Annotated in this window: 20 protein-coding genes and 1 tRNA gene; 9 read left to right on the top strand and 12 right to left on the bottom strand. The window is 40.9% G+C overall.

Annotated elements, in window-relative coordinates; all coding sequences use genetic code 11:
• Positions 1-1,380: 1,380 nt before the first annotated feature.
• Together argH and tgt are read right to left on the bottom strand one after the other, a co-directional pair.
• The gene (gene argH / locus MJ764_RS03125; RefSeq protein ID WP_239324520.1) at positions 1,381-2,763 is read right to left on the bottom strand and encodes an argininosuccinate lyase; all 1,383 of its coding nucleotides are present in this window, start codon (positions 2,761-2,763) and stop codon (positions 1,381-1,383) included.
• Positions 2,764-2,883: 120 nt separating this feature from the next.
• Positions 2,884-3,999 carry a tRNA guanosine(34) transglycosylase Tgt gene (gene tgt, locus MJ764_RS03120; RefSeq protein ID WP_239324518.1) on the bottom strand — a complete coding sequence of 372 codons (1,116 nt, stop codon included), beginning with the start codon at positions 3,997-3,999 and terminating at the stop codon, positions 2,884-2,886.
• A gap of 245 nt (positions 4,000-4,244) precedes the next feature.
• On the opposite strand from tgt, the gene thrS reads away from it, so the two are divergent.
• The 5 genes from thrS to pheS all read left to right on the top strand — a co-directional run bounded on the left by thrS (position 4,245) and on the right by pheS (position 8,808).
• The gene (gene thrS, locus MJ764_RS03115) at positions 4,245-6,152 is read left to right on the top strand and encodes a threonine--tRNA ligase (RefSeq protein WP_239324511.1); all 1,908 of its coding nucleotides are present in this window, start codon (positions 4,245-4,247) and stop codon (positions 6,150-6,152) included.
• A 6-nt stretch (positions 6,153-6,158) separates the two neighbouring features.
• The gene (infC, locus tag MJ764_RS03110; RefSeq protein ID WP_174828828.1) at positions 6,159-6,692 is read left to right on the top strand and encodes a translation initiation factor IF-3; all 534 of its coding nucleotides are present in this window, start codon (positions 6,159-6,161) and stop codon (positions 6,690-6,692) included.
• A 281-nt stretch (positions 6,693-6,973) separates the two neighbouring features.
• Positions 6,974-7,171 (top strand): 50S ribosomal protein L35, encoded by a 198-nt coding sequence (rpmI, locus tag MJ764_RS03105; RefSeq protein WP_100137933.1) that lies wholly within the window; start codon positions 6,974-6,976, stop codon positions 7,169-7,171.
• A 12-nt stretch (positions 7,172-7,183) separates the two neighbouring features.
• Entirely contained in the window at positions 7,184-7,540 is a 357-nt protein-coding gene (gene rplT / locus MJ764_RS03100; protein WP_025330521.1) for a 50S ribosomal protein L20, read from the top strand.
• Between the two features lie 278 nt (positions 7,541-7,818).
• Positions 7,819-8,808 (top strand): phenylalanine--tRNA ligase subunit alpha, encoded by a 990-nt coding sequence (gene pheS, locus MJ764_RS03095; RefSeq protein WP_239324509.1) that lies wholly within the window; start codon positions 7,819-7,821, stop codon positions 8,806-8,808.
• A gap of 2 nt (positions 8,809-8,810) precedes the next feature.
• Here pheS and MJ764_RS03090 read toward each other — a convergent pair whose 3' ends face one another.
• Positions 8,811-9,125 carry a hypothetical protein gene (locus MJ764_RS03090; protein WP_239324508.1) on the bottom strand — a complete coding sequence of 105 codons (315 nt, stop codon included), beginning with the start codon at positions 9,123-9,125 and terminating at the stop codon, positions 8,811-8,813.
• Here MJ764_RS03090 and pheT point away from each other — a divergent pair.
• From pheT to MJ764_RS03070, 4 genes are all read left to right on the top strand, one after another.
• Positions 9,124-11,481 (top strand): phenylalanine--tRNA ligase subunit beta, encoded by a 2,358-nt coding sequence (gene pheT, locus MJ764_RS03085; protein WP_239324507.1) that lies wholly within the window; start codon positions 9,124-9,126, stop codon positions 11,479-11,481. The two genes, MJ764_RS03090 and pheT, sit on opposite strands and share 2 nt — an antisense overlap.
• 100 nt (positions 11,482-11,581) lie before the next feature.
• On the top strand, positions 11,582-11,884 hold the full coding sequence (locus tag MJ764_RS03080; RefSeq protein WP_239324506.1) for an integration host factor subunit alpha: 303 nt from the start codon (positions 11,582-11,584) through the stop codon (positions 11,882-11,884).
• Positions 11,868-12,194, top strand: a complete 327-nt coding sequence (locus tag MJ764_RS03075; RefSeq protein ID WP_239324505.1) for a hypothetical protein — start codon at positions 11,868-11,870, stop codon at positions 12,192-12,194. The genes MJ764_RS03080 and MJ764_RS03075 overlap by 17 nt, the downstream gene beginning before the upstream one ends.
• A 35-nt stretch (positions 12,195-12,229) precedes the next feature.
• Positions 12,230-12,306: transfer RNA gene (locus MJ764_RS03070), tRNA-Pro, on the top strand.
• A gap of 73 nt (positions 12,307-12,379) precedes the next feature.
• Here MJ764_RS03070 and tssE read toward each other — a convergent pair.
• From tssE to MJ764_RS03025, 9 genes are all read right to left on the bottom strand, one after another.
• Positions 12,380-12,787, bottom strand: coding sequence for a type VI secretion system baseplate subunit TssE (gene tssE, locus MJ764_RS03065; RefSeq protein ID WP_239324504.1), 408 nt, complete (start codon positions 12,785-12,787; stop codon positions 12,380-12,382).
• A 119-nt stretch (positions 12,788-12,906) separates the two neighbouring features.
• Positions 12,907-13,626, bottom strand: a complete 720-nt coding sequence (gene tssJ / locus MJ764_RS03060; protein WP_239324503.1) for a type VI secretion system lipoprotein TssJ — start codon at positions 13,624-13,626, stop codon at positions 12,907-12,909.
• Entirely contained in the window at positions 13,627-14,589 is a 963-nt protein-coding gene (gene tssG, locus MJ764_RS03055) for a type VI secretion system baseplate subunit TssG (protein WP_239324502.1), read from the bottom strand.
• Entirely contained in the window at positions 14,589-16,346 is a 1,758-nt protein-coding gene (gene tssF, locus MJ764_RS03050; RefSeq protein ID WP_239324500.1) for a type VI secretion system baseplate subunit TssF, read from the bottom strand. The genes tssG and tssF overlap by 1 nt, the downstream gene beginning before the upstream one ends.
• Before the next feature lie 9 nt (positions 16,347-16,355).
• Positions 16,356-17,936, bottom strand: coding sequence for a TssA family type VI secretion system protein (locus tag MJ764_RS03045; RefSeq protein WP_239324498.1), 1,581 nt, complete (start codon positions 17,934-17,936; stop codon positions 16,356-16,358).
• Positions 17,926-21,165, bottom strand: coding sequence for an ImcF-related family protein (locus MJ764_RS03040; RefSeq protein WP_239324497.1), 3,240 nt, complete (start codon positions 21,163-21,165; stop codon positions 17,926-17,928). The genes MJ764_RS03045 and MJ764_RS03040 overlap by 11 nt, the downstream gene beginning before the upstream one ends.
• A gap of 20 nt (positions 21,166-21,185) precedes the next feature.
• A complete protein-coding gene (locus MJ764_RS03035) occupies positions 21,186-22,307 on the bottom strand; it encodes a hypothetical protein (RefSeq protein WP_239324496.1) in 1,122 nt (373 codons plus the stop codon).
• Entirely contained in the window at positions 22,294-22,932 is a 639-nt protein-coding gene (locus MJ764_RS03030; protein ID WP_239324494.1) for a tetratricopeptide repeat protein, read from the bottom strand. The genes MJ764_RS03035 and MJ764_RS03030 overlap by 14 nt, the downstream gene beginning before the upstream one ends.
• Before the next feature lie 13 nt (positions 22,933-22,945).
• Positions 22,946-23,719, bottom strand: a complete 774-nt coding sequence (locus MJ764_RS03025; RefSeq protein ID WP_239324493.1) for a DUF4123 domain-containing protein — start codon at positions 23,717-23,719, stop codon at positions 22,946-22,948.

Raw genomic sequence — 23,719 nt, 5'->3', positions numbered from 1 at the left:
AAACAAAATTAAATATTAATGAACTATTTTAAAAATTTCATAACATAAAATAACCCATTATGAACAATAGAGATTTCCTTAGTCAAAAATTCTATTTTTTCAAATAATAATGTAAAAGCAAACTACTTTCCTACAAAACACACACATTTATTTCTTAGCTTAAGCTTGCATTCTGGAATCATTACCCACACAAAAACCATCCACATAACCAAAAAAGCACATGAATATTTTCTGATACTGCCTATCAAAATACCATTTTCCATAAATAAATTTAATCATATTTATCGACCATATATTAAAGATATATTTATATTTGAGTATAGGAATATATTAAAATGGTATATCCAACACCTTTCCTCAAGATTCAATCTTATCTTTTGGGTAACCAAATAACCACGAATTCATCAATACTACAGGCTCTCTCTCCAAAGAAATATATTTATCAAAATTAGAAAAAACTAACGGAGCAGCTAAACCAGATAGTTCATAGATTCCTGAACGTTTAGCCAGCATTACTGAGAGTAAGAGGTAAAAAATCATTCGTTACCACCACTGTTTTAACTAATCTTAATATTTTATTTGCATAATCAACTACTACCCCATAAGAGTTGAAGTCTCTCCAATATAAATTCTTAAATATTCAATACCCTTATGCATCAAATAAACAGCCACTACACTAGTCTCAGTCGCTGATTTATCTTAGCTTTATCTCCCACAGACAACAAATTTTCAAAATTTAATGAAGCTGCACAGGAGGCTTCAGCACTTGTGTCCCCAACACAACCATAATAGAGGCATTAACAACAGCTTTGCATTGAGCATAAATATAAATAATAATACAAAAAACAATAAAATAAACTTAAACCAAAGCCGGACAGTATCGAAATCAGTCTCATCACCAGCCCTGCCTCTTTTAAATACTCTTTAGAAGAATAACTGTTTACCCGTTTAATAAACTGCATAACGGCTATTACTGGCTAGTGAAATTAACAACCATAAAGCCTTAATTTAGCGCTTAAACATATCAGCGCTGATTAATACCTACTGGCATTTTATTTACATATTAATATATATTCAATTCAAATTCACCATTATAAACAATACAATAATTGAGATATCAATACATCCATACCAGCTCAATAGCAAAGGCATTATCATTTACTTATAAAAATCATTTTTTTACGAATAATTAAAACTGACGTCTTTAACATTAACGATAAAATTAAACAGCCAATAACACACACATGCTTATAATATTCTTTAAAAATAAAAAATTTTCAAAAACAAATCTTTCCCAAGAGCAAGCAAATAAAAAAATCAGGCAGAAATTTACCTGCCTGATTTATAAATTAACTACTTAAACTACCAGTACAATAAAAATTAAACAGTTTGTAAATACTCACGCCAGCGTGCCACCTGCGCACGTACCTGAGCTGGTGCGGTACCACCAACATGATTACGCGCATTAAGACTACCCTCAGGAGAAAGTACCTGATACACATCCTCATCTATCAGACTGGAAAATGATCGCAGCACATCCAGCGTTAACTCGCTTAATTCCTGTTGCTGCTCTTCTGCCAATCGCACCGCACGTGCTACTACCTCATGACTATCGCGGAACGGTAAACCTTTTTTCACCAGATAATCAGCCAAATCAGTTGCTGTCGCAAAGCCCTGTAACACTGCGGCACGCATATTCTCAGGCTTCACACTGACACCACGCATCATATCCGCATAAATACGCAAAGTATCTACCAGAGTATCCACCGTATCAAAAAGTGGTTCCTTATCTTCCTGATTATCTTTGTTATAAGCCAGCGGCTGTGATTTCATCAAAGTAATCAACCCCATCAGATGGCCTACTACCCGGGCACTTTTACCACGTACCAATTCTGGCACATCCGGGTTTTTCTTCTGTGGCATAATGCTCGAACCAGTACAAAAACGGTCTGCAATATCAATAAAACCAAAGCGCGGACTCATCCAGTAAATCAACTCTTCACTCAGGCGAGACAGATGCATCATCAAAATCGACGCAGCAGCAGTAAACTCAATGGCAAAATCACGGTCAGATACCGCATCCAGAGAATTCTGGCAAACTGCTTCAAAACCGAGTAATTGCGCAGTGATTTCACGCTTTATCGGAAACGTAGTGCCGGCAAGTGCAGCAGCTCCTAATGGCATCCGGTTAACCCGATGACGACAATCAAGCATACGCTCACTGTCACGCCCCAGCATCTCAACATAAGCCAGCATATGGTGGCCAAAGCTAACAGGCTGAGCTACCTGCATATGCGTGAAACCCGGCATCACCACTTCTGCATTTTTATCAGCCAAATCAACCAGCGCAGACTGCAAATCTTTGATTAATGCCACAATGTGGTCAATTTCTTCACGCAGCCACAACCGAATATCGGTAGCCACCTGATCATTACGACTGCGCCCCGTGTGCAAACGCTTGCCAGCATCGCCTACCTTCTGGGTTAACAGATGTTCCACATTCATATGAACATCTTCCAGATCAACCGACCAGTCAACTTTCCCGGCAGCTATTTCCTGCAAAATTTCCTGCATACCAGCTTTAATTGCAGACAAATCCTCCGCACTCAACACACCAGCCTGATGCAGCATCTGCGCATGTGCCAGCGAACCCTGAATATCACATTGTGCCAGCCGCTGGTCAAATGTTATAGATGCAGTATACTGCTTCACCAGCTCACTTACCGGTTCATGAAACCGGCCTGACCAGACCTTCTCTCCCATACTATTTCTCACTATACTCAACAATATCCAAAGAAAATTGCTGACAGCACATTACCACCCATCAGCATCCCATCATCTTCATCGGTAGTACAAAAGTAGTACCAATCCCAAAAAATTTGATCACAGTACGCCGCGAGCGCGATCAGTATGAAAACGCGTTTGAAACTCACTGAATTTGCCTGCCTCGATGGCTAGCCGCATTTCCGCTGTCAGTATCTGGTAATAACGCAAATTATGAATTGTATTTAACTGTGCACCCAGAATCTCGCCTACACGCTGCAAATGATGCAGATAAGCACGGCTGAAATTACGGCAAGTATAGCAGTCACAACTTTCATCCAATGGGCGCTGATCATGGCGATACATCGCATTACGGATTTTCACATCACCAAAACGGGTAAATAGCCAGCCATTGCGCGCATTGCGGGTTGGCATCACACAGTCAAACATATCAATGCCATAGGCCACCCCATACACCAAATCTTCAGGTGTACCGACACCCATCAGATAATGCGGCTTATGTGCCGGAAGCTTAGGCCCAATAGCCCGTAAAATACGGTACATTTCCGGCTTCGGTTCACCAACAGACAAACCACCTACAGACAAGCCCGGAAAGCCGATTTCCTCTAGTCCTGCCAGCGACTGCTCGCGCAAATCCTCATACATACCACCTTGAACAATACCAAATAAAGCATTCGGATTATTCAAGCGCTCGAATTCATTTTTACTGCGCTCTGCCCAGCGCAGACTCATCTGCAAAGATTTCTCAGCTTCTTTTGCGTCTACATTGCCGTCCGGACACTCATCCAGCTGCATCACAATATCGGAATTCAACACCGTTTGAATCTGCATGGAAATTTCAGGCGATAAAAACAGCTTGTCCCCGTTAATCGGGCTGCGGAAAGTACAGCCCTCTTCCGTTAACTTACGCATCTGCGCCAGAGAAAACACCTGAAAACCGCCAGAATCAGTCAGCATCGGCCGGTTCCAGCCAATAAAATCGTGCAACCCGCCAAAATCACGAATAACATCCAGCCCCGGCCGTAACCACAAATGGAAAGTATTACCCAGAATAATCTGCGCCTTAATTTCCTCCAGATTACGTGGCGACATGGCCTTAACTGAACCATATGTCCCAACTGGCATAAATACTGGTGTTTCCACCGTGCCATGATTCAATTCCAGAGTACCACGACGCGCAAAACCATCTGTGCGCTGTAAAGTAAATTTCAGCATATAACTAATTTAATGACAATAATTATGACAGAATACCCCATTATAGCCGAAACCTCCACATTTCGCCGGACAAGCATTGCCAAGCAAAATCCAAATCGTTAAAATAAATTCCTTACCCGAAGCGAAAGAGTACCAGCGACTACCGCTTTATACCTATCCCTTTAATTTATAAATATAATCAAAAGCAGCCATTTGATTTTCTCACTTGTATCAAGCGAATCTGGTCTGTTGTTTGTGGAGTATGCATGTTAAACATTACCCTGCCAGACGGTTCTGTCCGTCAGTTTGAAGCGCCTTTAAGCATTGCCGAAATCGCCGCTTCCATAGGTGCAGGCTTGGCCAAAGCCGCCATTGCCGGGAAAATTAATGGCAAGCTGGTAGATACATGTGATCAGGTAACAGAAGATGCACAGGTCAGCATCATTACCGCAAAAGATAAAGAAGGTGTCGAAATCATTCGCCACTCCTGCGCCCATCTGATTGGTCATGCCGTTAAGCAGCTATATCCTGAAGCCAAAATGGTTATCGGGCCAGTAATTGAGGATGGCTTTTATTACGACATCTGGCACGAACGCCCATTCACCCCCGAAGACATCGCAGCTATCGAAGCTCGCATGAAAGAACTGATTGCACAGAATTATGATGTAATCAAAAAAATTACGCCACGAGACGAAGTCATTAATGTATTCAAACAGCGCCATGAAGACTACAAATTGCGCCTGATTGAAGACATGCCAGATGAAAAAGCAATGGGTCTTTATTACCATCAGGAATACGTAGACATGTGTCGCGGTCCACATGTTCCCAACACCCGCTTCCTGAAAAATTTCAAACTAACCAAACTTTCCGGTGCCTACTGGCGCGGAGATGCCAAAAACGAACAACTGCAACGCATCTATGGTACAGCCTGGGGCAGTAAGGAAGACCTAAACGCTTATATCCAGCGCATAGAAGAAGCAGAGAAACGCGACCACCGCAAACTAGCCAAACAAATGGATTTATTCCACTTGCAGGACGAAGCGCCGGGCATGGTATTCTGGCATCCAAAAGGCTGGTCACTATGGCAGATTATTGAGCAGCATCTGCGCCGCGAACTTACTGCCGCCGGCTATCAGGAAATCAAAACACCCATGATTATGGATCGCAGCCTATGGGAAAAATCCGGTCACTGGGATAACTACAAGGAAAACATGTTTATTACCGAATCGGAAAAACGTGTTTATGCCGTTAAGCCCATGAACTGCCCCGGCCATATCCAGATTTTCAATCAGGGTCTGCGCTCATATCGCGATTTACCATTGCGTCTGGCCGAATTTGGTTCCTGCCACCGCAACGAACCTTCCGGCGCCCTGCATGGCCTGATGCGCGTACGTGGCTTTACTCAGGATGATGCACATATTTTCTGCACAGAAGACCAGATTGTCAGCGAAGCCAAAGCATTCAACGAACTGGTGATGCGTATTTATCGCCAGTTTGAATTTAACGACGTAGCCGTCAAATTATCCCTGCGTCCGGAAAAACGTGCTGGTTCTGATGCTATCTGGGACAAAGCCGAACAGGGATTGCGTGATGCCCTGAATGCCTGTGGTGTCACCTGGGAAGAATTGCCCGGTGAAGGTGCTTTCTATGGCCCCAAAGTGGAATACCATATTAAAGATGCATTAGGCCGTTCATGGCAATGCGGCACCATCCAACTGGATTTCGTGCTGCCAGAACGTCTCGGTGCCGAATACGTGACCGAAGAAAATGGCCGTGCCCGCCCGGTAATGCTTCACCGTGCCATTCTGGGTTCACTTGAACGCTTTATCGGTATCCTGATTGAACATCATGCCGGCGCATTCCCATTATGGCTGGCGCCGGTACAAATGGTAATTATGAATATTACCGAAGCACAAGCCGAATACTGTCGGCAACTTGCCACGCGTTTAAGCGCAGAAGGCTTCCGTGTGCATTTAGACTTGCGTAATGAGAAAATTGGATACAAAATTCGAGATAACAGTACGCAACGCCTACCCTACCAACTGGTTATAGGCGAGAAAGAAAAACAGGACAACAAGGTTGCCGTACGCAAACGCGGCGGCGAAGACTTGGGTCAGATGGATATTGAGACATTCATTACCCAGCTGAAACAGGAAACCTTGTCTCTTCATTAAACGTGAATAAGGAGTACGACCATCGCTCAAGAACGCGAAGCACGCATCAACGGTGAAATCACCATTAAAGAAGTGCGTTTGATTGGTCCAACTGGTGAACAGTTGGGTGTAGTATCTACTCAGCAAGCCATGAAACTGGCTGAAGAGCACGATGTGGACCTGGTGGAAATTGCCCCTACCGCCAAACCGCCCGTCTGCAAATTAATGGATTTCGGTAAATTCAAATACGAGCAATCCAAAAAACGCGACGAGCAGCGCAAAAAGCAGAAACAGGTGCAAGTGAAGGAAATCAAATTCCGCCCTGGTACTGATGAAGGTGACTACCAGATCAAAATGCGTAACATCAGCCGCTTTTTGACTGACGGTGATAAAGTAAAAGTCACCTTACGGTTTCGCGGACGCGAAATGGCGCACCAACACCTGGGCGCAGAACTACTCAAGCGTATTCAGGCTGATTTAATAGAAATCGGTACCGTTGAGCAATTTCCTAAAATGGAAGGTCGCCAGATGGTAATGATTATTGCACCGAAAAAGAAATAATCATTAGCTGAATTTCAGTCTGTCTTATAAAAGCCTCATTTTACATAGATAAAATGAGGCTTTTCATATATCGGCCTATAATACCTTAACCAGCTCATCATGCCTTAACAGTGGATGATGACTATCATATTGTCTTATCAGCACAGGTATATTATAATTCGCTTCTTTGTGCATCGCCGCTGTGCGCAAATCAATATTCAGGCGGCAAAAACCGTGGTGTGCGGGTTAAAGAGCTGTTTACAGCCACCCCTCGCCTGATCCAACAACAATGGAGTTTTCCCATGCCAAAAATGAAAACCAAATCAAGCGCGAAAAAACGCTTCAAAGTATTGGGTAACGGTGGTGTAAAACGCGCTCATGCGTTCAAACGTCACATTCTGACGAAAAAAACCACCAAAAATAAACGTCAATTGCGTGGCACCTCTCTGGTGAATGAACGCGATATGGCTTCTATTCACAAAATGTTACCCTACGCTTAAGGAGTTTGAACTATGCCTCGCGTAAAACGTGGTGTTACCGCTCGTGCCCGTCACAAAAAAGTTTTAGCGTTAGCCAAAGGCTATCGTGGCCGTCGTAAAAACGTCTATCGTATTGCCAAACAGGCAGTAATGAAAGCCGGTCAGTATGCTTACCGTGACCGTCGTCAACGCAAACGTCAATTCCGTCAATTGTGGATTGTGCGTATTAATGCAGCAGCACGCCAGAATGGCTTGTCTTATAGCAAATTCATGAACGGCTTGAAAAAAGCTGCCATCGTTATCGACCGCAAAGTATTGGCTGATCTGGCTGTTTTCGATCAGGCTGCATTTGCCCAACTGGCAGCACAGGCAAAAGCTGCATTGGCCTGATAGACAGATTTTTGAAAAAAAGGAAACTTCGGTTTCCTTTTTTTGTATTCCTGCCTTATCAAATAGCACCAATCATGGTCAAAACCATCGTTTAGCATTGTTGGCTACACGAATTTCGCGTTAAAATAACCTTTTAGCACATATCTTATTATAGCGTGTTACATTGCCCGTTTTGCCCATTGCAGGCTCGGTATTGATAAAAATTCCAGCGTATTCAGCAGCAAGACAAAGAGCATAAAAACACTCCTTCGTTTTATTTTTAAGTAAAGAATCTCGTTATGGAAAACGCCAACCGCATCGTTGCCGAAGGCATCGCTGCCGTTAACTCAGCCATTGATTTACCTGCATTAGAATTAGTCAAAGCTCGTTATCTGGGTAAAACTGGTGAACTCAATGCCTTATTAAAAACTCTGGGAAAAATGACACCGGAAGAACGCAAAACGACAGGTGCGCACATCAATGAGTGCAAAAACCAGTTTCAGGCTGCATATAACCAGCAACGCGATGTCCTAAATGAAGCAAAACTTCAACAACAGCTTGCCGCTGAAGCACTGGATGTTACCCTGCCCGGACGCGGACAGAATCTGGGTGGCCTGCATCCAGTTACACTAACCTTGCAACGCATTGTAGAACTGTTTCACAGCATGGGTTTTACCGTAGCAGACGGGCCGGAAATCGAAGATGATTTTCATAACTTTCAGGCTTTAAACATCCCGCCCAATCATCCAGCTCGCGCCATGCAGGATACTTTCTACGTAGAAAATGGTAACGTATTGCGTACCCATACTTCGCCTATCCAGATTCGTTACATGCTGGACAAAAAAGAGCCACCAATTCGCATTATTGCGCCGGGACGTGTATATCGGGTAGATTCAGATGCAACGCACTCTCCCATGTTTCATCAAGCAGAAGGCTTGTGGATCGAAGAAGGCGTTACCATGGCTGATCTGAAAGCAGTGTTTACTGACTTTATCCGTCGTTTCTTTGAACGCGACGACTTACAGGTACGCTTCCGCCCCTCTTTCTTCCCATTTACCGAACCCTCAGCAGAAATCGACATAATGGGTGAACGAGGCTGGCTCGAAGTGGGTGGCTGTGGCATGGTACATCCAAACGTACTGAAAAATGTCAACATAGATGCTGAAAAATACACAGGTTTTGCTTTTGGTATCGGTTTGGATCGCTTTGCCATGCTCCGCTACGGTATCAACGATTTACGCCTGTTTTTCGATAACGACCTAAACTTCCTGAAACAGTTTCAGGATTAAAATTAATTGTCACCTAACCAAAGACAATTAAAAAGCAGGAACAAGACCATAGCATCAAGCCCATCATATTTTGTTTCTGATTTTAGCTTTAATATCGAAGCCATAAATAACCTGATACCTACTACTGATGAATTTTTCAGGTTGAATCGTGCATAGGACTGAATAACAACCGGAACAGATTCATCAGCAAATAACATTAATCCCAAAAGTGAAGAGACAGCATCCAAACTGATTAAATAATCGTGTAAACCGTCAATACTGGCTAACCACCACACTTTTGGATTAAACCGCAACAGAATACATACTGGAAGCATCATGCAATTTTCTCAAAATTGGTTATATTCATGGGTTAATCCTGAATTGTCAGCCGAACAACTGGCACACTTATTGACTATGGCCGGACTGGAAGTAGAAGAAACCACTCTGGCAGCACCTGCTTTTAGCGGCGTAGTCATTGCTGAAGTTAAATCTGTAATCAAACACCCCGACGCAGACCGGCTCAACATCACTCAGGTTGATGCAGGCACAGGCGAATTGATACAAATCGTTTGCGGCGCGCCCAATGTACAGCCTGGTATCAAAGTACCGTGCGCCTTGCCTGGCGCCATCCTACCGGGTAACTTCAAAATCAAACCCACCAAAATGCGCGGTCAGGTATCCAACGGCATGCTTTGTTCCGCCAAAGAGTTGGGTTTACACGATGAAGTAAACGGTCTACTGATTTTGCCTACCAATGCCCCCATTGGTAATAACATTCGCGATTATCTGGATTTAGATGATAACCTGCTTACCCTGAAAATTACTCCTAACCGAGCAGATTGCCTGAGCATAAAAGGCATAGCGCGCGAGGTTGGTGCCCTAACCCAGACAGCACTAAACCCGGTAGAAATTAGCCCTAACCAGCCAACAACAGATGCCAGCCAGCCTGTTAGCATCGATGCTCCGGAAGACTGCGGCCGCTTTCTCAGCCGTGTAGTTCGCGGTGTCAATGCACAAGCTACCACACCAGCATGGTTAAAACAGCGGCTGGAGCGCAGTGGCCTGCGTAGTATCAACCCACTGGTTGATATCGGTAACTACGTTATGCTTGAGCTGGGGCAGCCAATGCATATGTTTGACGCAGACAAAATCACCGGTAAACTAATTGTTCGTCGTGCCCATGAAGGCGAAACTCTGGCCTGTCTGAATGACAAAACAGTTACACTAAACAGTAATACACTGGTGGTTGCCGATGAAGAGCAGGTATTGAGCATCGCCGGATTAATGGGTGGTGCCTCCAGCTCGGTTACAGACATTACACAGAATGTCGTTATCGAAAGTGCCTGGTTTACACCAGACATTATTGCCGGCAAAGCCCGTCAATACGGATTTGGTTCTGATTCATCATTTCGCTTTGAACGGGGCGTAGATTTCAATTTACAGCAACAGGCTATCGAACGCGCAACCACCCTGATAAAAGAAATCTGCGGTGGTGATATTGGCACAATCACCGAAGCAACAGGTATCTTACCTGCCACAAAACAAGTAAAAGTACGCACAGCAAGAGTAGCAAAAGTACTGGGCGTAACCATTGCGGCCACAGACATTGGCATTATCCTGCAACATCTAGGGCTTAATCCACAATCCTGTGATGATGGTTTTATAGTTACGTCACCCAGCTTCCGTTTTGATATTGAAATCGAAGCCGACCTGATTGAAGAAATTGGCCGCGTCTATGGTTATGAAAATATTCCAGACGACTATACCAATGGTAAATTAAACATGGTGGCCTTACCAGAAACACAAAAACCCCTATTCAGCATCTATCATCAACTAGCAAACAGCGGTTATCAAGAAGTTGTTAGCTATGCATTTGTAGAAGAAGCATGGGAACATGATCTGGCAGGCAATACCAACCCAATTCGCTTGCAAAATCCAATAGCCAGCCAGCTTAGCGTCATGCGCTCCACCCTGTTTGGCGGGCTCATTGAAATACTACACAACAATCTTAACCGTAAACAAAACCGGGTAAGATTATTCGAAGTGGCACGCGTATTTCACAAACACGACGAAAAATATACTCAGACTAAAAAAATTGCCGGTCTGGCCTATGGTTCAGTTCTGCCTGAGCAATGGGCGGTGACAACACGAAATGTTGATTTCTATGATGTCAAAAACGATGTTGCTGGCTTATTAAGCGCACATACAGTGGATTATCGTGCCACACAACACCCAGCACTGCACCCGGGCAGAACGGCTGAAATCATAATTAATAACGAAGTAGTGGGTGTTATCGGCGAGCTGCACCCACGCTGGACACAAAAATATGATTTACCCCAGTCACCCATTTTATTCGAACTGGATTTAAATGTCGTTTTAACTCAGGCCAGAATTGCTTATCAGCCAGTATCCAAGTTTCAGCCGGTACGACGTGATCTGGCATTTATCGTATCGGAGCAAACTACTGCCGACCAATTAATTAGCACTTTGGCCACAGTAAATCACCCAGCAATTCAAGAAATATCAATATTCGACGTTTATCGCGGTAAAGGTATGGCTGAAAATACCAAGAGTATAGCTATAAAAGTTATCCTGCAAAGCGCCGAACAAACACTAACCGATGAAGAAGTTGAAGAAATTATGATAAAATTCATTGATGTAGCGGGTACAATTGGTGCACAATTACGCACATAAAACCACAACCATACAAGCTACTCGATTAAAAATTTATACACTTGAAAACACAAACTAATTTGGGGATAATAACGCCCTCTTTAATGAAAGAAATTTTGATATGACGCTGACAAAAGCTGAACTTGCAGATATTCTCGTAGACAAAATTGCTGGCATGAGTAAACATGATGCCAAAGAAATCGTAGAACTGTTTTTTGAAGAAATTCGCAGCACTCTGGAACAAGGGGAACAAATCAAAATCTCCGGTTTTGGTAACTTCCAGTTGCGCGACAAACCACAACGTCCGGGGCGTAACCCTAAAACTGGCGAAGAAGTACCAATTTCAGCCAGACGCGTTGTCACATTCCACGCTTCACAAAAATTGAAAGGCATGGTTGATCACTATAATGGAAAACAAGCTTAAGCAATTGTTACCTATTCCTGCACAACGGTACTTCACCCTTGAAGAACTATGCCGTCTTGCTGACATCAGTGCTGAACAGTTTTCTGCCTGGCAGCAGACACACGGAGTTGTTGTTGGCTATGGCGGCCAGCACTACACCCGTGCTGATGTAATTAAAATTCGACAATTGCGCGATAGCTTTACACCATATATCGACCCATTTACACGTAATCAGGTAGATGCTGATGGTAATCCAGCCATAGATGCCATGGAAACCCGTCAGCAAATCGAAAAAGTAGTAGATAACCTGAATAGCGTACTTGCCAAGTAAAACGATTACACTTATAATCGCTTTCCTTACGAAGTCGGAGTGTGGCGCAGTCTGGTAGCGCACTTGCATGGGGTGCAAGGGGTCGAAGGTTCGAATCCTTTCACTCCGACCAAAATAAAAAATACAGCCGTTTATGGCTGTATTTTTTTATCGGCAACTTACATAATGCTTTTATCTGCTAAAAACTATCTAAATACTCTTACTGCCTCATTACCATCAAAAGTTGTTGAAAAGCGAATATAGCCAACTTCTTTCAACTTACATAACAACTCATAAGCAATAATAAAATCTGTTGATTTATTCTCAACCATCTGAATTTGCAGTGCCTGTACGCGTGGTTCATATTTTAATAAAGTAAAAGTAATATATTTCTGTAACAAAGACAAACTGGAGGGTAAATGACGATAAATAATACTCAGATCTGGTAGCCCATAATCAGGTATATGTTTAACACTACCACGACGTGTATTTAGAATGCGTTCAATACTATTCATCACACTATAAATATAGCGCTCTTTGGAGTCGAGACTATCAAACGGAACATCTCCAGAAAAATTTAAAGTAATTTTTTCCAAAATAGACGCATCAATCATAATAAACTTATTTATACTTTCTAATATAAAAACAATTATTTCAGTTTAATTATTTAGCAATACACAGAGCATTTCAATAAATACTAAACTATATAGCCAATAACAAGGCAGTTAAAGCACTACTTTTTAGCATCAGGTAATATCTTTTGTACCTTTTTTCCCAATTTATCCTGAGCATTCTGTTTACCTTGCTGTTGTAATTTATCTAACTGCTCCTGCATAGCCTGCTGATGCTTTTTCGCAAGCTGTGCCTGTTTTTTCTGCTCTTTTAATGCTTTTTTCTGTGCTTTTTCCGCCTGTTTTTGCTTTTTGAGTAAATCTTTAACCTGTTTTTTGGGTTTTAATTGAGCCTGCGAGCCATCTGCCAAAATATAGTTGTCTCTAAATAATTTTAACTGATTCACTGGAATCAGTATTTTCCATGATTTATCATCAGCTTCTGGTTTATTAAAGAAAAATACCAAACCCAAATATTGCGTTTTATTATCAATATCTCCTCTTACTTCCTGAGTATCAAAAGGATAAATCATACGTATATCCTTTTTAATCAATTCTTCAGCCAGAGCATTATCCGCATTGGTCAGTAAATCATAATAACTGGCCTGATTAAACAGATTATCATCACGCAATTGATAAATAACCATTCTAAAAGTATTTTGCTGCGATTTATCGGTTTGATTTAACAGATGCGCCGAAACCACCCTAAAATTATAATGATAATGTTTCAATTCAACAGCTTCTTTTCCTGCTTTGCGCGCATCCTCATATCCTTGTTGTAACAATCCACAACCAGATAACCCCATAAGCAAAATTAACACAGACAAAAAACGAACATTCATCTACAACTCCCCAAGAAAAATCGAAAATTGCATACCAGATTCAGGCTGACCTACTGTGACACCTGCACTTAATTGCTGCGGTGCAGTAGCATTTAATTTTGCCAACGGTAACAGATCTGCACTGAGTGTAGCCATCAGTTCAACATCCAGAGTACAACCAACATATTTCTTGACCAGAGTTTTTAAAATCATTCGCACTGGCTGATTCTCATACAATAAATTCAATGTCGTATAATTATTTAATTTTACAGATATTCTTATACGACTATTAGCATCATACAGAAATCGGCCTAAAACCGCATTTTCAAATGCAATACCTGTACCCAGTGATAACTGGGTAACCGGATATTTAACGGGAATAAACTCTTCTATAACTACCTCACTGGCGGCTGGAATAACATAATGTACAATTTCTTTTAAACCGAAAATATTTTTATTTTTTTTATTTAGCTCTTTAATAACACCCAAATAATAACGCGGATCAATATCCAGAGTATCTCGACCATGAATTAATGTCAGTAAAACTTGTGAAAGACGATCTGAAGCATTCTCACGATACTGGAATTCATAATGAAAACGTTTCCATATCTGATAAAACATAGCCATCAGACGGTGATGGAATATATCCAGAAAGGCTGTCAGATTGTCCATACCATCTTTTTTTTCAGCACTTTCTGCAATGAGCCAGTTTGGCATTACCCCATCTGTACCAATTAACCCCATAAAAGTAGTAAACACAACTGGTAGTTTGTAATCATAAACTGATTCAGGCAAAGCCTGCTTAAGTTCACTGGCCGGAAAACCAAGATATGGCCAGGCACAAAACTGCAACGTCAATTCACTTTCGCTCTGCAAATCAGGTACACGCAAATTAATCTGATGCAACTCCAGTAAATGACAAAACTGAAAAAAATTATATGCTTCTGGTGCCAGCAATAGGCGATTGAACAAACCGGCATTCATTAAATTTTTTCATCCACATTTATTGGCCAACTTAAAGTAATTGCCTCAGGCTGCAATATTACATTCACTTTAATGGCTAAATTTAGCTGAGCATAAGCTATTAAATAACGATTTAACACATAGGCAAATAAGGCAGCATCTGCTTCATTAATAAAACCAGCACTATCCAGTTCAATATCAATTACCAAACATCTAATCATCATCCCCTGATGCATAATGTGTTTAATTTCAGTCTGCACAGCATTGATTGCAGCTATATTTTTTTCATTTGCAGCGGCTGTAGACCAATTAAGTAAACGCAAACTATTTTTTAATGTCCCTGTATCTAATGTAGCCAGATAATTATTACTCATTTCGAATAATAACTGCCATTGCTGATTCTTATAATCAGGCGGATAGTGTAAAGCTGTTGGCACCATTACCATTTGAGCATCTTTTACGCCTAAAACAGGAGAATGCAAACTTAACATTCTATTATATTTAGTGATTTGTCGAGGTAAATTACCATTAGCACCAAGAATACTGATAGAAAAAATTTCCTCTTCATCAGCCTGCATTTCACCACTGAAACTAATAAAATTATCGTATTTATTGCCAATACCTCGCCGGGTACGAATATAATAATAAGGTTTGTCCCGTTCAAGAATATTTAACTCACGTTTGCCATGCTTGAATTCATTAAAAGGCAAATAACGCTTTCTGTTGCCACTAATCTGGCTAAATGAGTCCACCTCAGTAACCGCACACACAGTAACCTGCTCTGGAGCCGAAAACATGGGTGATAATTTATATTCAGTATGTAAATGAGAACGTACTATTGGTTCAGCACCCAGATCAAACAGATTGATTACAGGCACACAAAATAATTTTAAATATTCTCTGTTAAAAACCAATTCTAATGGAAAATCACGTTTTAAATGACAATTTACCAATAACTCATGTTTATCATTATCAAAATCTTTCCCACTCAGCCCTTTTAATTCAAAAAACAGAAATTTTTCTTTAAACAGAAAATATTCCATCAATAAATCATGCTCATTAGCCTGTCTCTGTTGTAACCAAGTTACTGAATCATAGTTAAAATGGGCTCGTTGTAGTGATAGCTTATCATTTACAGCAATAAAATCCTCATCCGTAGTTATCTGTGCCAAATGATTTATCAAATAATGATAAATACTTAATCTGGTTTCTATTTCACCAACAAGATGGAACTTAAGCGAAAATTGGTCTGGCAGACGGATATTCTGACCAGCATCAGTTTGACGTAATTGCAAACGCAATTGAATAATAGATTGACCCAAATCATTATGCACCAGACGAAAATCACCTATATCAATAGGATAAATATCAACTGCTTGTGTCGTCCGATATTCACAGGAAATTCGGGTGTTTGAATCAACTGCTGTCTGTAATATCAGCCCTGCCGGAATATGCTGATCATTGGTATAAATCTGCTTATTTAACATCAATTGTGCTATCGACATAGAAGCAACCGGCTGAAGATGGTGTGGCCATAACAGCGCCAGTGCACTTTCTGTTAACTCCGGCATATCATCATCAATTTTTTGATACAGCTTTGCCGTTAAAAAAGCAAACCCTTCAAACAAACGCTCTACCATCGGATCCCGCTCAAGAGAATCCTGCATTTTCAAATACTGTGCAGCTTCAGGATGAGCCTCGGCAAAATCCTGCCCCGCTTCCTTCAGATAGCGCATTTCCGCTTCATAATAACGCAGAATATTGTCTTTTTTATCCATATCTACTACCTACCTGTACAATAATTGATGCGCCAGAAACGGATTGAGCAACACCAGCTCTTTTTTCAATTCTTCGATTTGCCCTGCTACAAATTCTTTACTACTACCTTTAATGGTTATATGTTTTTGCTGTAAAAGCTTTAACAACTCCTGTTTAATCTGAAAAGTCAATTTCTTATTCCATTCAAATAATGGCTGTTGTGAAAATGGCAGATTAAGTTTTTCCAGTAAAGATAAAGCAAAATCAGTTTTACCACCCTTAATAGCCAATCGGGCAAGTAAAAACTGCTTGTAATATAATTGTTCAAGACCATCCTCAAACTGTACCGTAGCCAGCCACTCCATAGCTTTATCAAAACCCTGTTCTGCCAAAATAACAAAAGCCTGAGCATCAATCTCATTCGTTGAAGTAAGCTCACTATTGGAAGATAGCTGTATTTCCTCGATATTCTGTTGCTGAAAGCGTGCATGAATAGCTATCCAGTCTAATACTTCACCTGAAGCAAAGGGGCGACTATCATTAAATGTTAAGGCTTCCAGCCCGGATAACCGAGTAAGCAAAAAAGCCAGATCGCTACACAGCATATCCGCCCAGACATTTGCTTCCGGAGCCAAATGTTGCATTGCTGTCCAACTCAAAAATTGTAAATCAAGATAAAAATGATTAGATGCTTCCATAAAACCGGCATGACATTGTGCCAATAAACCGGCCCAGTCTTTACGCTGATATAATGCCTGCAAATGGTTAACTAACTCCTGTCGTGGTGAAGCAATTTTAGTTAGACCATCCTGATGTAAAGGTAAGCGCTCAAGCAAATCCCAGCGAAACTGACGCAATAACCGATATGAAGCATATTCTTTCTGTTCTTTATCAGCAATGAACTGTCCTACCGACTTCATTGTTTGCATCAGGTCCTGAGAGGAGCGTAAAATTACTTCGTCATTATCAATACTGCTACTCTGCCTAGAACTATTGTCTGCAAAAGTGGAGGTAGTTTCACTTGCGAGAGGAGTTTGATTCTCTCCTGCAGGAACCGGCAGCCACCCCAGCAAACCAGCCAGTTCATCAATTGTTACCTTAAATTGTGCCCCTAAATTTTCCTGAATTAATTCACACAATATGGTAATGGCTTGATATTCATTCGGTAACAACGTATCTTGGCACAATAAAAAGGCATCTTCCATTTTTGTGCCACCCAGCCAGCGAAGCATGGTTTTAATCACCGAAATACGTTGTGGCTGGAACGTAGATGGATATATTGCCTGCACACCGTACAATAACAATAAGCCCTTAATTAAACCTTTAAATGCCTCACGACGAAACAATACATAGGTTAAATACACCACTACACGAATATCTTTACCCACATTCTGGCACAGATAATTAGCGGCATCCTCAATCTTACCCAACTGAATATCACTAACTTTTTCCAGCTCCTGACGAATATCCAGAAAAGAATCATGATGGGTTACATCTTCAGGTTCACCATCCACAGGAACCAATAGATATTCAATATCCTCCCATAAAGGCTTTACATCTTCATAGATTTTCCGCTTTTGAAGAATTTTCAATGCCGCACTAATTTGCATCTTGATCTACCTTGAATACCTGTTGTGGCAAATGAGTGCCCTTTAATTTAAGCAATGTAATCAGATCATTAGTCTGCAAATTTTTCAGATTCATTTCTACTGCCCTGTCTTTTATTATCCATTTAAGCTGATAAGTACCATCATCATTTTTACGCGCCTGAGCTTTTTCAAGTAAACGCAGAATACTCAAATCACCCACCACTTCTAGCCGCCCTGTTTTGTTTGCAGTATCAATCCACTGGATTGATGCTTTCTTGTCGGCATTATCACTAACAGACCAATTTACTTTGCGCCAGAATGACTTCTCATTATAAAACTCAATATTTTGCTTATTGAAAGTCAAAATAATCTGTTTAACCTCAGGAGTTGGCAATAACATCACTTCAAAAGAAGCTGTATTCGTACCATCAGCTACAAACTCTAACAACTGATTTAATTCATTTAAGCCACTTACAAACTGATCATCAATCTGAACCTGATCCATTACTGCCGGATTAACAATCCACTGATTACCCACAAGATTAAGAATTTTATTTAAATATTGCTGATTAAATTGTGCAACTACACCTTTTTGTGGATCAATAAACTTTTGTAATTCAGACAAAGACACATCCAGATCGCCAGATGGATTCAAAGGATAGCGATTAGCAAAACGATAATTCCATTGCGATACCACCATCTGCTGCCATAACGCATTAATATTGTCCAAAGCAGGAACCAGAATAGCTTTTTTAGTATCAACAAAAGGATAGCTAAGCAAAGTATGCCCGATATCCTGCCACTCCTCTCCCAGATTGGCTACTTGTAAATTGATTGACTCTTCTGCTTTGGCCAAACCGGAACCATTATCGCCATTCAATATAGTATTAAATGAAAGCTGTGATGCAGAAGCCTGATTGCTTGCACCCTGAACTTTTTGCACCTCCAGATACATAACCAGTAAATTTTCCTGATACTCATCCAGTTTACGGCTGGTTCGCTTATTTTTTTCCTCTACCGTCTTAATTAAATCAACGATTGGCTCAAAATCCTGTAACACACCCTTACCATTATCAGTTCGGTCTTCAGGATAGCCAATACTGGCATTCATCTGAATTACAGTTAATAATTTCACCAGTACAGAATTTTTTTTGTCTGAATATTTCTTTAGACGATCCATCTGCTTATTCAAACCCGTAACTGGAACCCACTGAATCCCAGATAAAAAATCTTTCCAGGCATTAAAATAATCCTGCTTGTACAAAATCATTATCTGTTTACGGATATCATTATTTTCATTGCTTTCCTCTGATTCATTAAGCACCCATGAACCATTTTTAAAATGTTCAGGATTCAGCTTGTCAATTTCCGGTTTAAACCATTCCTTCCAGGCACGAGCAGTGAAAGCACCACGTAATTTTTCCTTATTTGTCCAGAATTGAGTGCTCTCCTTGCCAGCAAGTCGTACCAAATCAATATCAGCATACTTTTCTAATGCCGTATCAAGTAAATGCTGATAAATAACTACATCTTCCTGCTGCTGGCTAACTATATGATTCAACACCACCCGACTTTGCCCCACCAGTACAGAATCTTCGTTCAGAAACCAGTTACGATGTTTACTCATATTACTGGTATAAAACCTGAATATATTTTGCGCAGTATCTGCATTCTGAAAACCTTGCGTGCGATACAAACGGGATAAATAATCACTTAGAAAAATATTATCTATCCGTTTCGGACGCCGGAGCATTAAATACGCCTTAAGCGCATTAAAACCCTCATCCAGAGCAACAGCATTACTGGACTGCTTGGCAACCTCCTCTATAACTTCATTTGCATTTGTTGCATTAGATAAAGTCTGCAACTGGTGCAAAGACTCCAATACCAGAATAATCTGCTGATCAGTGGGCACTATTAGCCATTTTTTTGCCGCCTTGCCATATGCTGCAAATGCCTTATTCAGCAGTAAATCATCATGATTGAAACCCAAACGGCGATAAAATGGTTTAGGAACATTACTCACCAGTGCAATATGATTCTGCAAAGCCAGAATTGAGTTAATCGGGCTGCCAGTAGCGGAAGATTTATTCAGATTAGTAATCTGGCTCCGGAAAGTTTGCGCTTCACGATAATTACTGGCAAAAGCATACACAATCATAACAAATGCAATAGCACTGATGACCAAACCAGCTTTCGCCAGCTTCAAACCGCCAGACTGTACCGATAATTTGGCAGGACGCTGATATAAATGCTCAGCCACCATCGACCATGTTTCCCACCAGTTACTTTGCCTTGCCTGAACAGCAACGCCCATAGACCAAGGGAGCTGCTGTTCAGAATAAGCCTTTGCGAGATTTAATTTAGCCAGTGCAATAGCATCAATCAGGGACAAAAACTGTCTGTCCCGGCTTTTCAGAAAAGCCTGAATAAATAAATCATCTGATTTATTTTTCAAACCGGAAACCATATCTTCTGATGAAGATGACCAGTCAAAAATCTGATTGAATGGAAATTTTTTTAACTCAATATCACTTTGAAATACATGAACAAATGGAATTTTCCAGTTTAATACTTGATAAAATTTTTCCAGCCAGATTTGAGTATTATCATGAGTAACCGAAGTTTTATTACTTTTCATGTCGCGTAGTATTATCAAGCCATCAAATGGGCAATGATATTTACCGCGAAATGGAGGTATAGACTCAATATCATCAATAGTATTAATCAAAACCAGATAAACATTGTCTACCTGCACCCAACCGGTACGCTGTAACTGTTCACCCACATCACTAAAAGCATCGGGCACACCATGTACCGCAAGAATATAACAACGATTCAAAACCGGTAAATGATATTTCTGCTTCAGGTAATTCTGAAATGCAATTAAATTTTGCTGGGCAGGGCTTTCACGTGTATATATTGTACGCTCAATAAAACGGATAGTTCGTTCCTGCCCGTCAATAACCACAAAAATACGCCAGAATAATGGCAATATAATACACAGAAACAAACCGGCCAATGCCAGTAACAGCAAATAAAATTTATGATTTAACAGCCAGCTTTTATCATAATACCAGTACAAAAAAGCAGTAAAACAGCATACCAGTATCAGCCAAAGACAACTGCATAATAACCACAATTTCAGAATTTTGGGTCGCTGGGTGATTTTCTGATTCGCCTGCGCTAGCCTAGACAATTGACCGTTCACACGAGAACTGAATTGTCGTAACTGGTTCCACCTTAACATAAACCCGCCTGTAATTGAATTTACTTGACCTGAGCAACAGGTATTATTTTTTCATTATGCTGAAATAGTACTACATAGGAATGTTTATGTGCCTGATAAACAGCAAGCAATAATTGCATCCAGTCACTTGTGTACTGTAATTTCTGAAAGAATTCTGGGTGATCCAGTTTATATGGTTTAATTTCATAATCCTTTTCTATTAAAGCCTCAGTCAATTCCGTGTCTTCTGGTTGAATACTTTCCTGAGGGCTGCTTTCAAGCTGAAAACCAGAAATTTTTTCAGTCATAGCCGTAAAAAAATATTCCTGATCAGCGTCCCATGTATGCGTATCAAAAGCTCGCCGTATTGTGGCCAACTTGCCTTTACGGGCAAAAATCATAGCCAGATACAATTCAAATTCAGGCTGACATTCAAATCCAAGTAAGAGAATTTTCTGATACAACGCTTCCTGAAACCGATCAATAACCCAATTTAAATCTTCAAATTTCACATAATAATCTGGTACTACAGGACAATAACCACCTTCAGCGATAACCAGCTCCCTGAATATCAGCCAGCTTTCCCTATCAGCAGCCCATAGCCATAGATGCTGGACATACTGCTCAGTAAAAACCTCTTTTGAAGATAAAGTTTGAACCAACTGAGATAAAACGGTATGTAAACGATCAGAATGAACAACAGAACTGTTTTGCGTAGGCATTTCCATACTCATGGATTCGAAAACCGATTCCTTCCGCTCTTCAGAACTCAAGCTTAGATAATCGTAAAAATCAGCGGCATGATTTAACTGCCCACAACGCAGCAATACCTCTTCCAGCAGCATAAATTCTGACCAATATTTCTGATTATTCACTACCTTTTCATTATAGATAAACTGATTATGGCGCTGATAAATAAGCCATATCTGATACCAAATGCAACGTACCAGTAACAGCAAAGTTACCACTGCAACAGCAGGCAATACCGAAATACACCACTTTTGCCAATGTACAGTAATTTCCAGCCCTAGCTGAGCAATAATAGAATCAGCATATTTTTTATTAATAGTAATGGCCAAAATATATAACGCCAGCCAGAAAAGCCAGCGAACTGGCTGTGGTGGCAGCCAAGTAGTTTGGCGTTGAATGCTATTCGTTATCATGCCAGCCTAAATAATCCAACATAATATCCATAGGTGGTTTCTTGGCATTAACCTGATGCAAAGCTTTATAAACTACTTTACCCTGCTCAATTTCCGCTTTAGACATTCTGGTTTCTACTACCGCCAGATTATGTGGAGCTTCTCTATCCTGACGGTTTACCGCACTGGCAAACAATGCCCATGCCACTGATATATTTTTGGGCAGGATTTCACCATTAAGTGCCATCACCCCCAGATTATTCATCGACTTACCATCACCTTTGTTCAGGCCAGTGAAATAATAGCCCAGAGCCTTGCCCCAGTCCTGTTTTACACCTAAACCACGCTCATACAAAACAGCCAGATTGCCATTTGCTTTTACATTACCCTTTTTGGCAGCCTGCGCATAATATTTAGCCGCAGTGGCATAATCCTGTTTAACGCCCAATCCCATCTCATACAGCGTGCCCAGACTGTTATAGGCACGTGCATCATCATTTTCATCGATGGCTTTCTGAAACAGAACCATGGCCTTATCATACTGCTTGCTTTGCGCCGCCGCCGCAGCATCGTCATATGTTCCAGCCCAAGCCAGTTGCACCAGCCCTAAACACAAACAGAATGCAATTAATATACGTCGTAACATCTTTCAGCCTTTCCTATATAATTTTCTGCAAATTATTGCTAAAAAACTGAACGCGCTGTTTCTGACTTAAAATCAGCTTGGCATCAGCTTCTGTAGCCAGAACGTATAACTGATTGATCAGCATCCGTTCACCACCATACTCGTCAGCATCCAGAGCAATGCCATAATTACGCCGATAGTTATAGACATCAGCCCATAACAATAAAGTATTGTACTGTTTCTCAGTAAAGACAAAACCTTTTACATCAAATTCATTTTGCTCACATGGCGGGTAATCAGCATGATAAATTACCCACTCACCGTTATTATCCACATAACACCAGCGTTGCATATATTGATGCAGCCAGTTTTTCTGCGCATCACTCAATACCATATTCACCGGATCAAACATATCCGGCACATAAAAACGCAGTAAACCTTCCTTTTTACCCCATTTAACCTGCATTGCACGGCGTAAATGCTCCTCCAGAGTGCCAAACGGATACCTACTGTTAAAAGCCAGCAGACGGTTATTCATATGAATGATTTCACATATTTTCTCCAGTATTTCCAGATGATTTTCATTATCGATATCAAGTGCCAGCAACAGTGGCCCTTCTTCCTTAATAGACTCCTCCGGAGTTTGCTCAAATAGCAGACAATACTGTAATGCCGGCTGCCAGTTTTCAATAGCGGCAAGCAGCGGATAATCACAATCACATAAATCAATAATCAAATAGAGTATTTTCTCATCTGTTTCATTAGTAATTTTGATAAATTGTGCCAGCGCATCATGATAAGTAATCAT

The organism is Snodgrassella gandavensis (assembly GCF_914768025.1).
GTDB lineage: Bacteria > Pseudomonadota > Gammaproteobacteria > Burkholderiales > Neisseriaceae > Snodgrassella > Snodgrassella gandavensis.
This window is presented reverse-complemented; position numbering and strand designations above follow the sequence as displayed.

Bases quoted from the DNA above. Each gene is read 5' to 3' on its own strand.
- pheT (WP_239324507.1), top strand. From the start codon at position 9,124: ATGCAATTTTCTCAAAATTGGTTATATTCATGGGTTAATCCTGAATTG.
- MJ764_RS03090 (WP_239324508.1), bottom strand. From the start codon at position 9,125: ATGATGCTTCCAGTATGTATTCTGTTGCGGTTTAATCCAAAAGTGTGG.
- MJ764_RS03080 (WP_239324506.1), top strand. From the start codon at position 11,582: ATGACGCTGACAAAAGCTGAACTTGCAGATATTCTCGTAGACAAAATT.
- rplT (WP_025330521.1), top strand. From the start codon at position 7,184: ATGCCTCGCGTAAAACGTGGTGTTACCGCTCGTGCCCGTCACAAAAAA.
- tssG (WP_239324502.1), bottom strand. From the start codon at position 14,589: ATGAATGCCGGTTTGTTCAATCGCCTATTGCTGGCACCAGAAGCATAT.
- MJ764_RS03045 (WP_239324498.1), bottom strand. From the start codon at position 17,936: ATGCAAATTAGTGCGGCATTGAAAATTCTTCAAAAGCGGAAAATCTAT.
- tssF (WP_239324500.1), bottom strand. From the start codon at position 16,346: ATGGATAAAAAAGACAATATTCTGCGTTATTATGAAGCGGAAATGCGC.
- pheS (WP_239324509.1), top strand. From the start codon at position 7,819: ATGGAAAACGCCAACCGCATCGTTGCCGAAGGCATCGCTGCCGTTAAC.
- MJ764_RS03040 (WP_239324497.1), bottom strand. From the start codon at position 21,165: ATGTTAAGGTGGAACCAGTTACGACAATTCAGTTCTCGTGTGAACGGT.
- MJ764_RS03030 (WP_239324494.1), bottom strand. From the start codon at position 22,932: ATGTTACGACGTATATTAATTGCATTCTGTTTGTGTTTAGGGCTGGTG.
- argH (WP_239324520.1), bottom strand. From the start codon at position 2,763: ATGGGAGAGAAGGTCTGGTCAGGCCGGTTTCATGAACCGGTAAGTGAG.
- MJ764_RS03025 (WP_239324493.1), bottom strand. From the start codon at position 23,719: ATGATTACTTATCATGATGCGCTGGCACAATTTATCAAAATTACTAAT.
- MJ764_RS03075 (WP_239324505.1), top strand. From the start codon at position 11,868: ATGGAAAACAAGCTTAAGCAATTGTTACCTATTCCTGCACAACGGTAC.
- tssE (WP_239324504.1), bottom strand. From the start codon at position 12,787: ATGATTGATGCGTCTATTTTGGAAAAAATTACTTTAAATTTTTCTGGA.
- rpmI (WP_100137933.1), top strand. From the start codon at position 6,974: ATGCCAAAAATGAAAACCAAATCAAGCGCGAAAAAACGCTTCAAAGTA.
- MJ764_RS03035 (WP_239324496.1), bottom strand. From the start codon at position 22,307: ATGATAACGAATAGCATTCAACGCCAAACTACTTGGCTGCCACCACAG.
- thrS (WP_239324511.1), top strand. From the start codon at position 4,245: ATGTTAAACATTACCCTGCCAGACGGTTCTGTCCGTCAGTTTGAAGCG.
- tgt (WP_239324518.1), bottom strand. From the start codon at position 3,999: ATGCTGAAATTTACTTTACAGCGCACAGATGGTTTTGCGCGTCGTGGT.
- tssJ (WP_239324503.1), bottom strand. From the start codon at position 13,626: ATGAATGTTCGTTTTTTGTCTGTGTTAATTTTGCTTATGGGGTTATCT.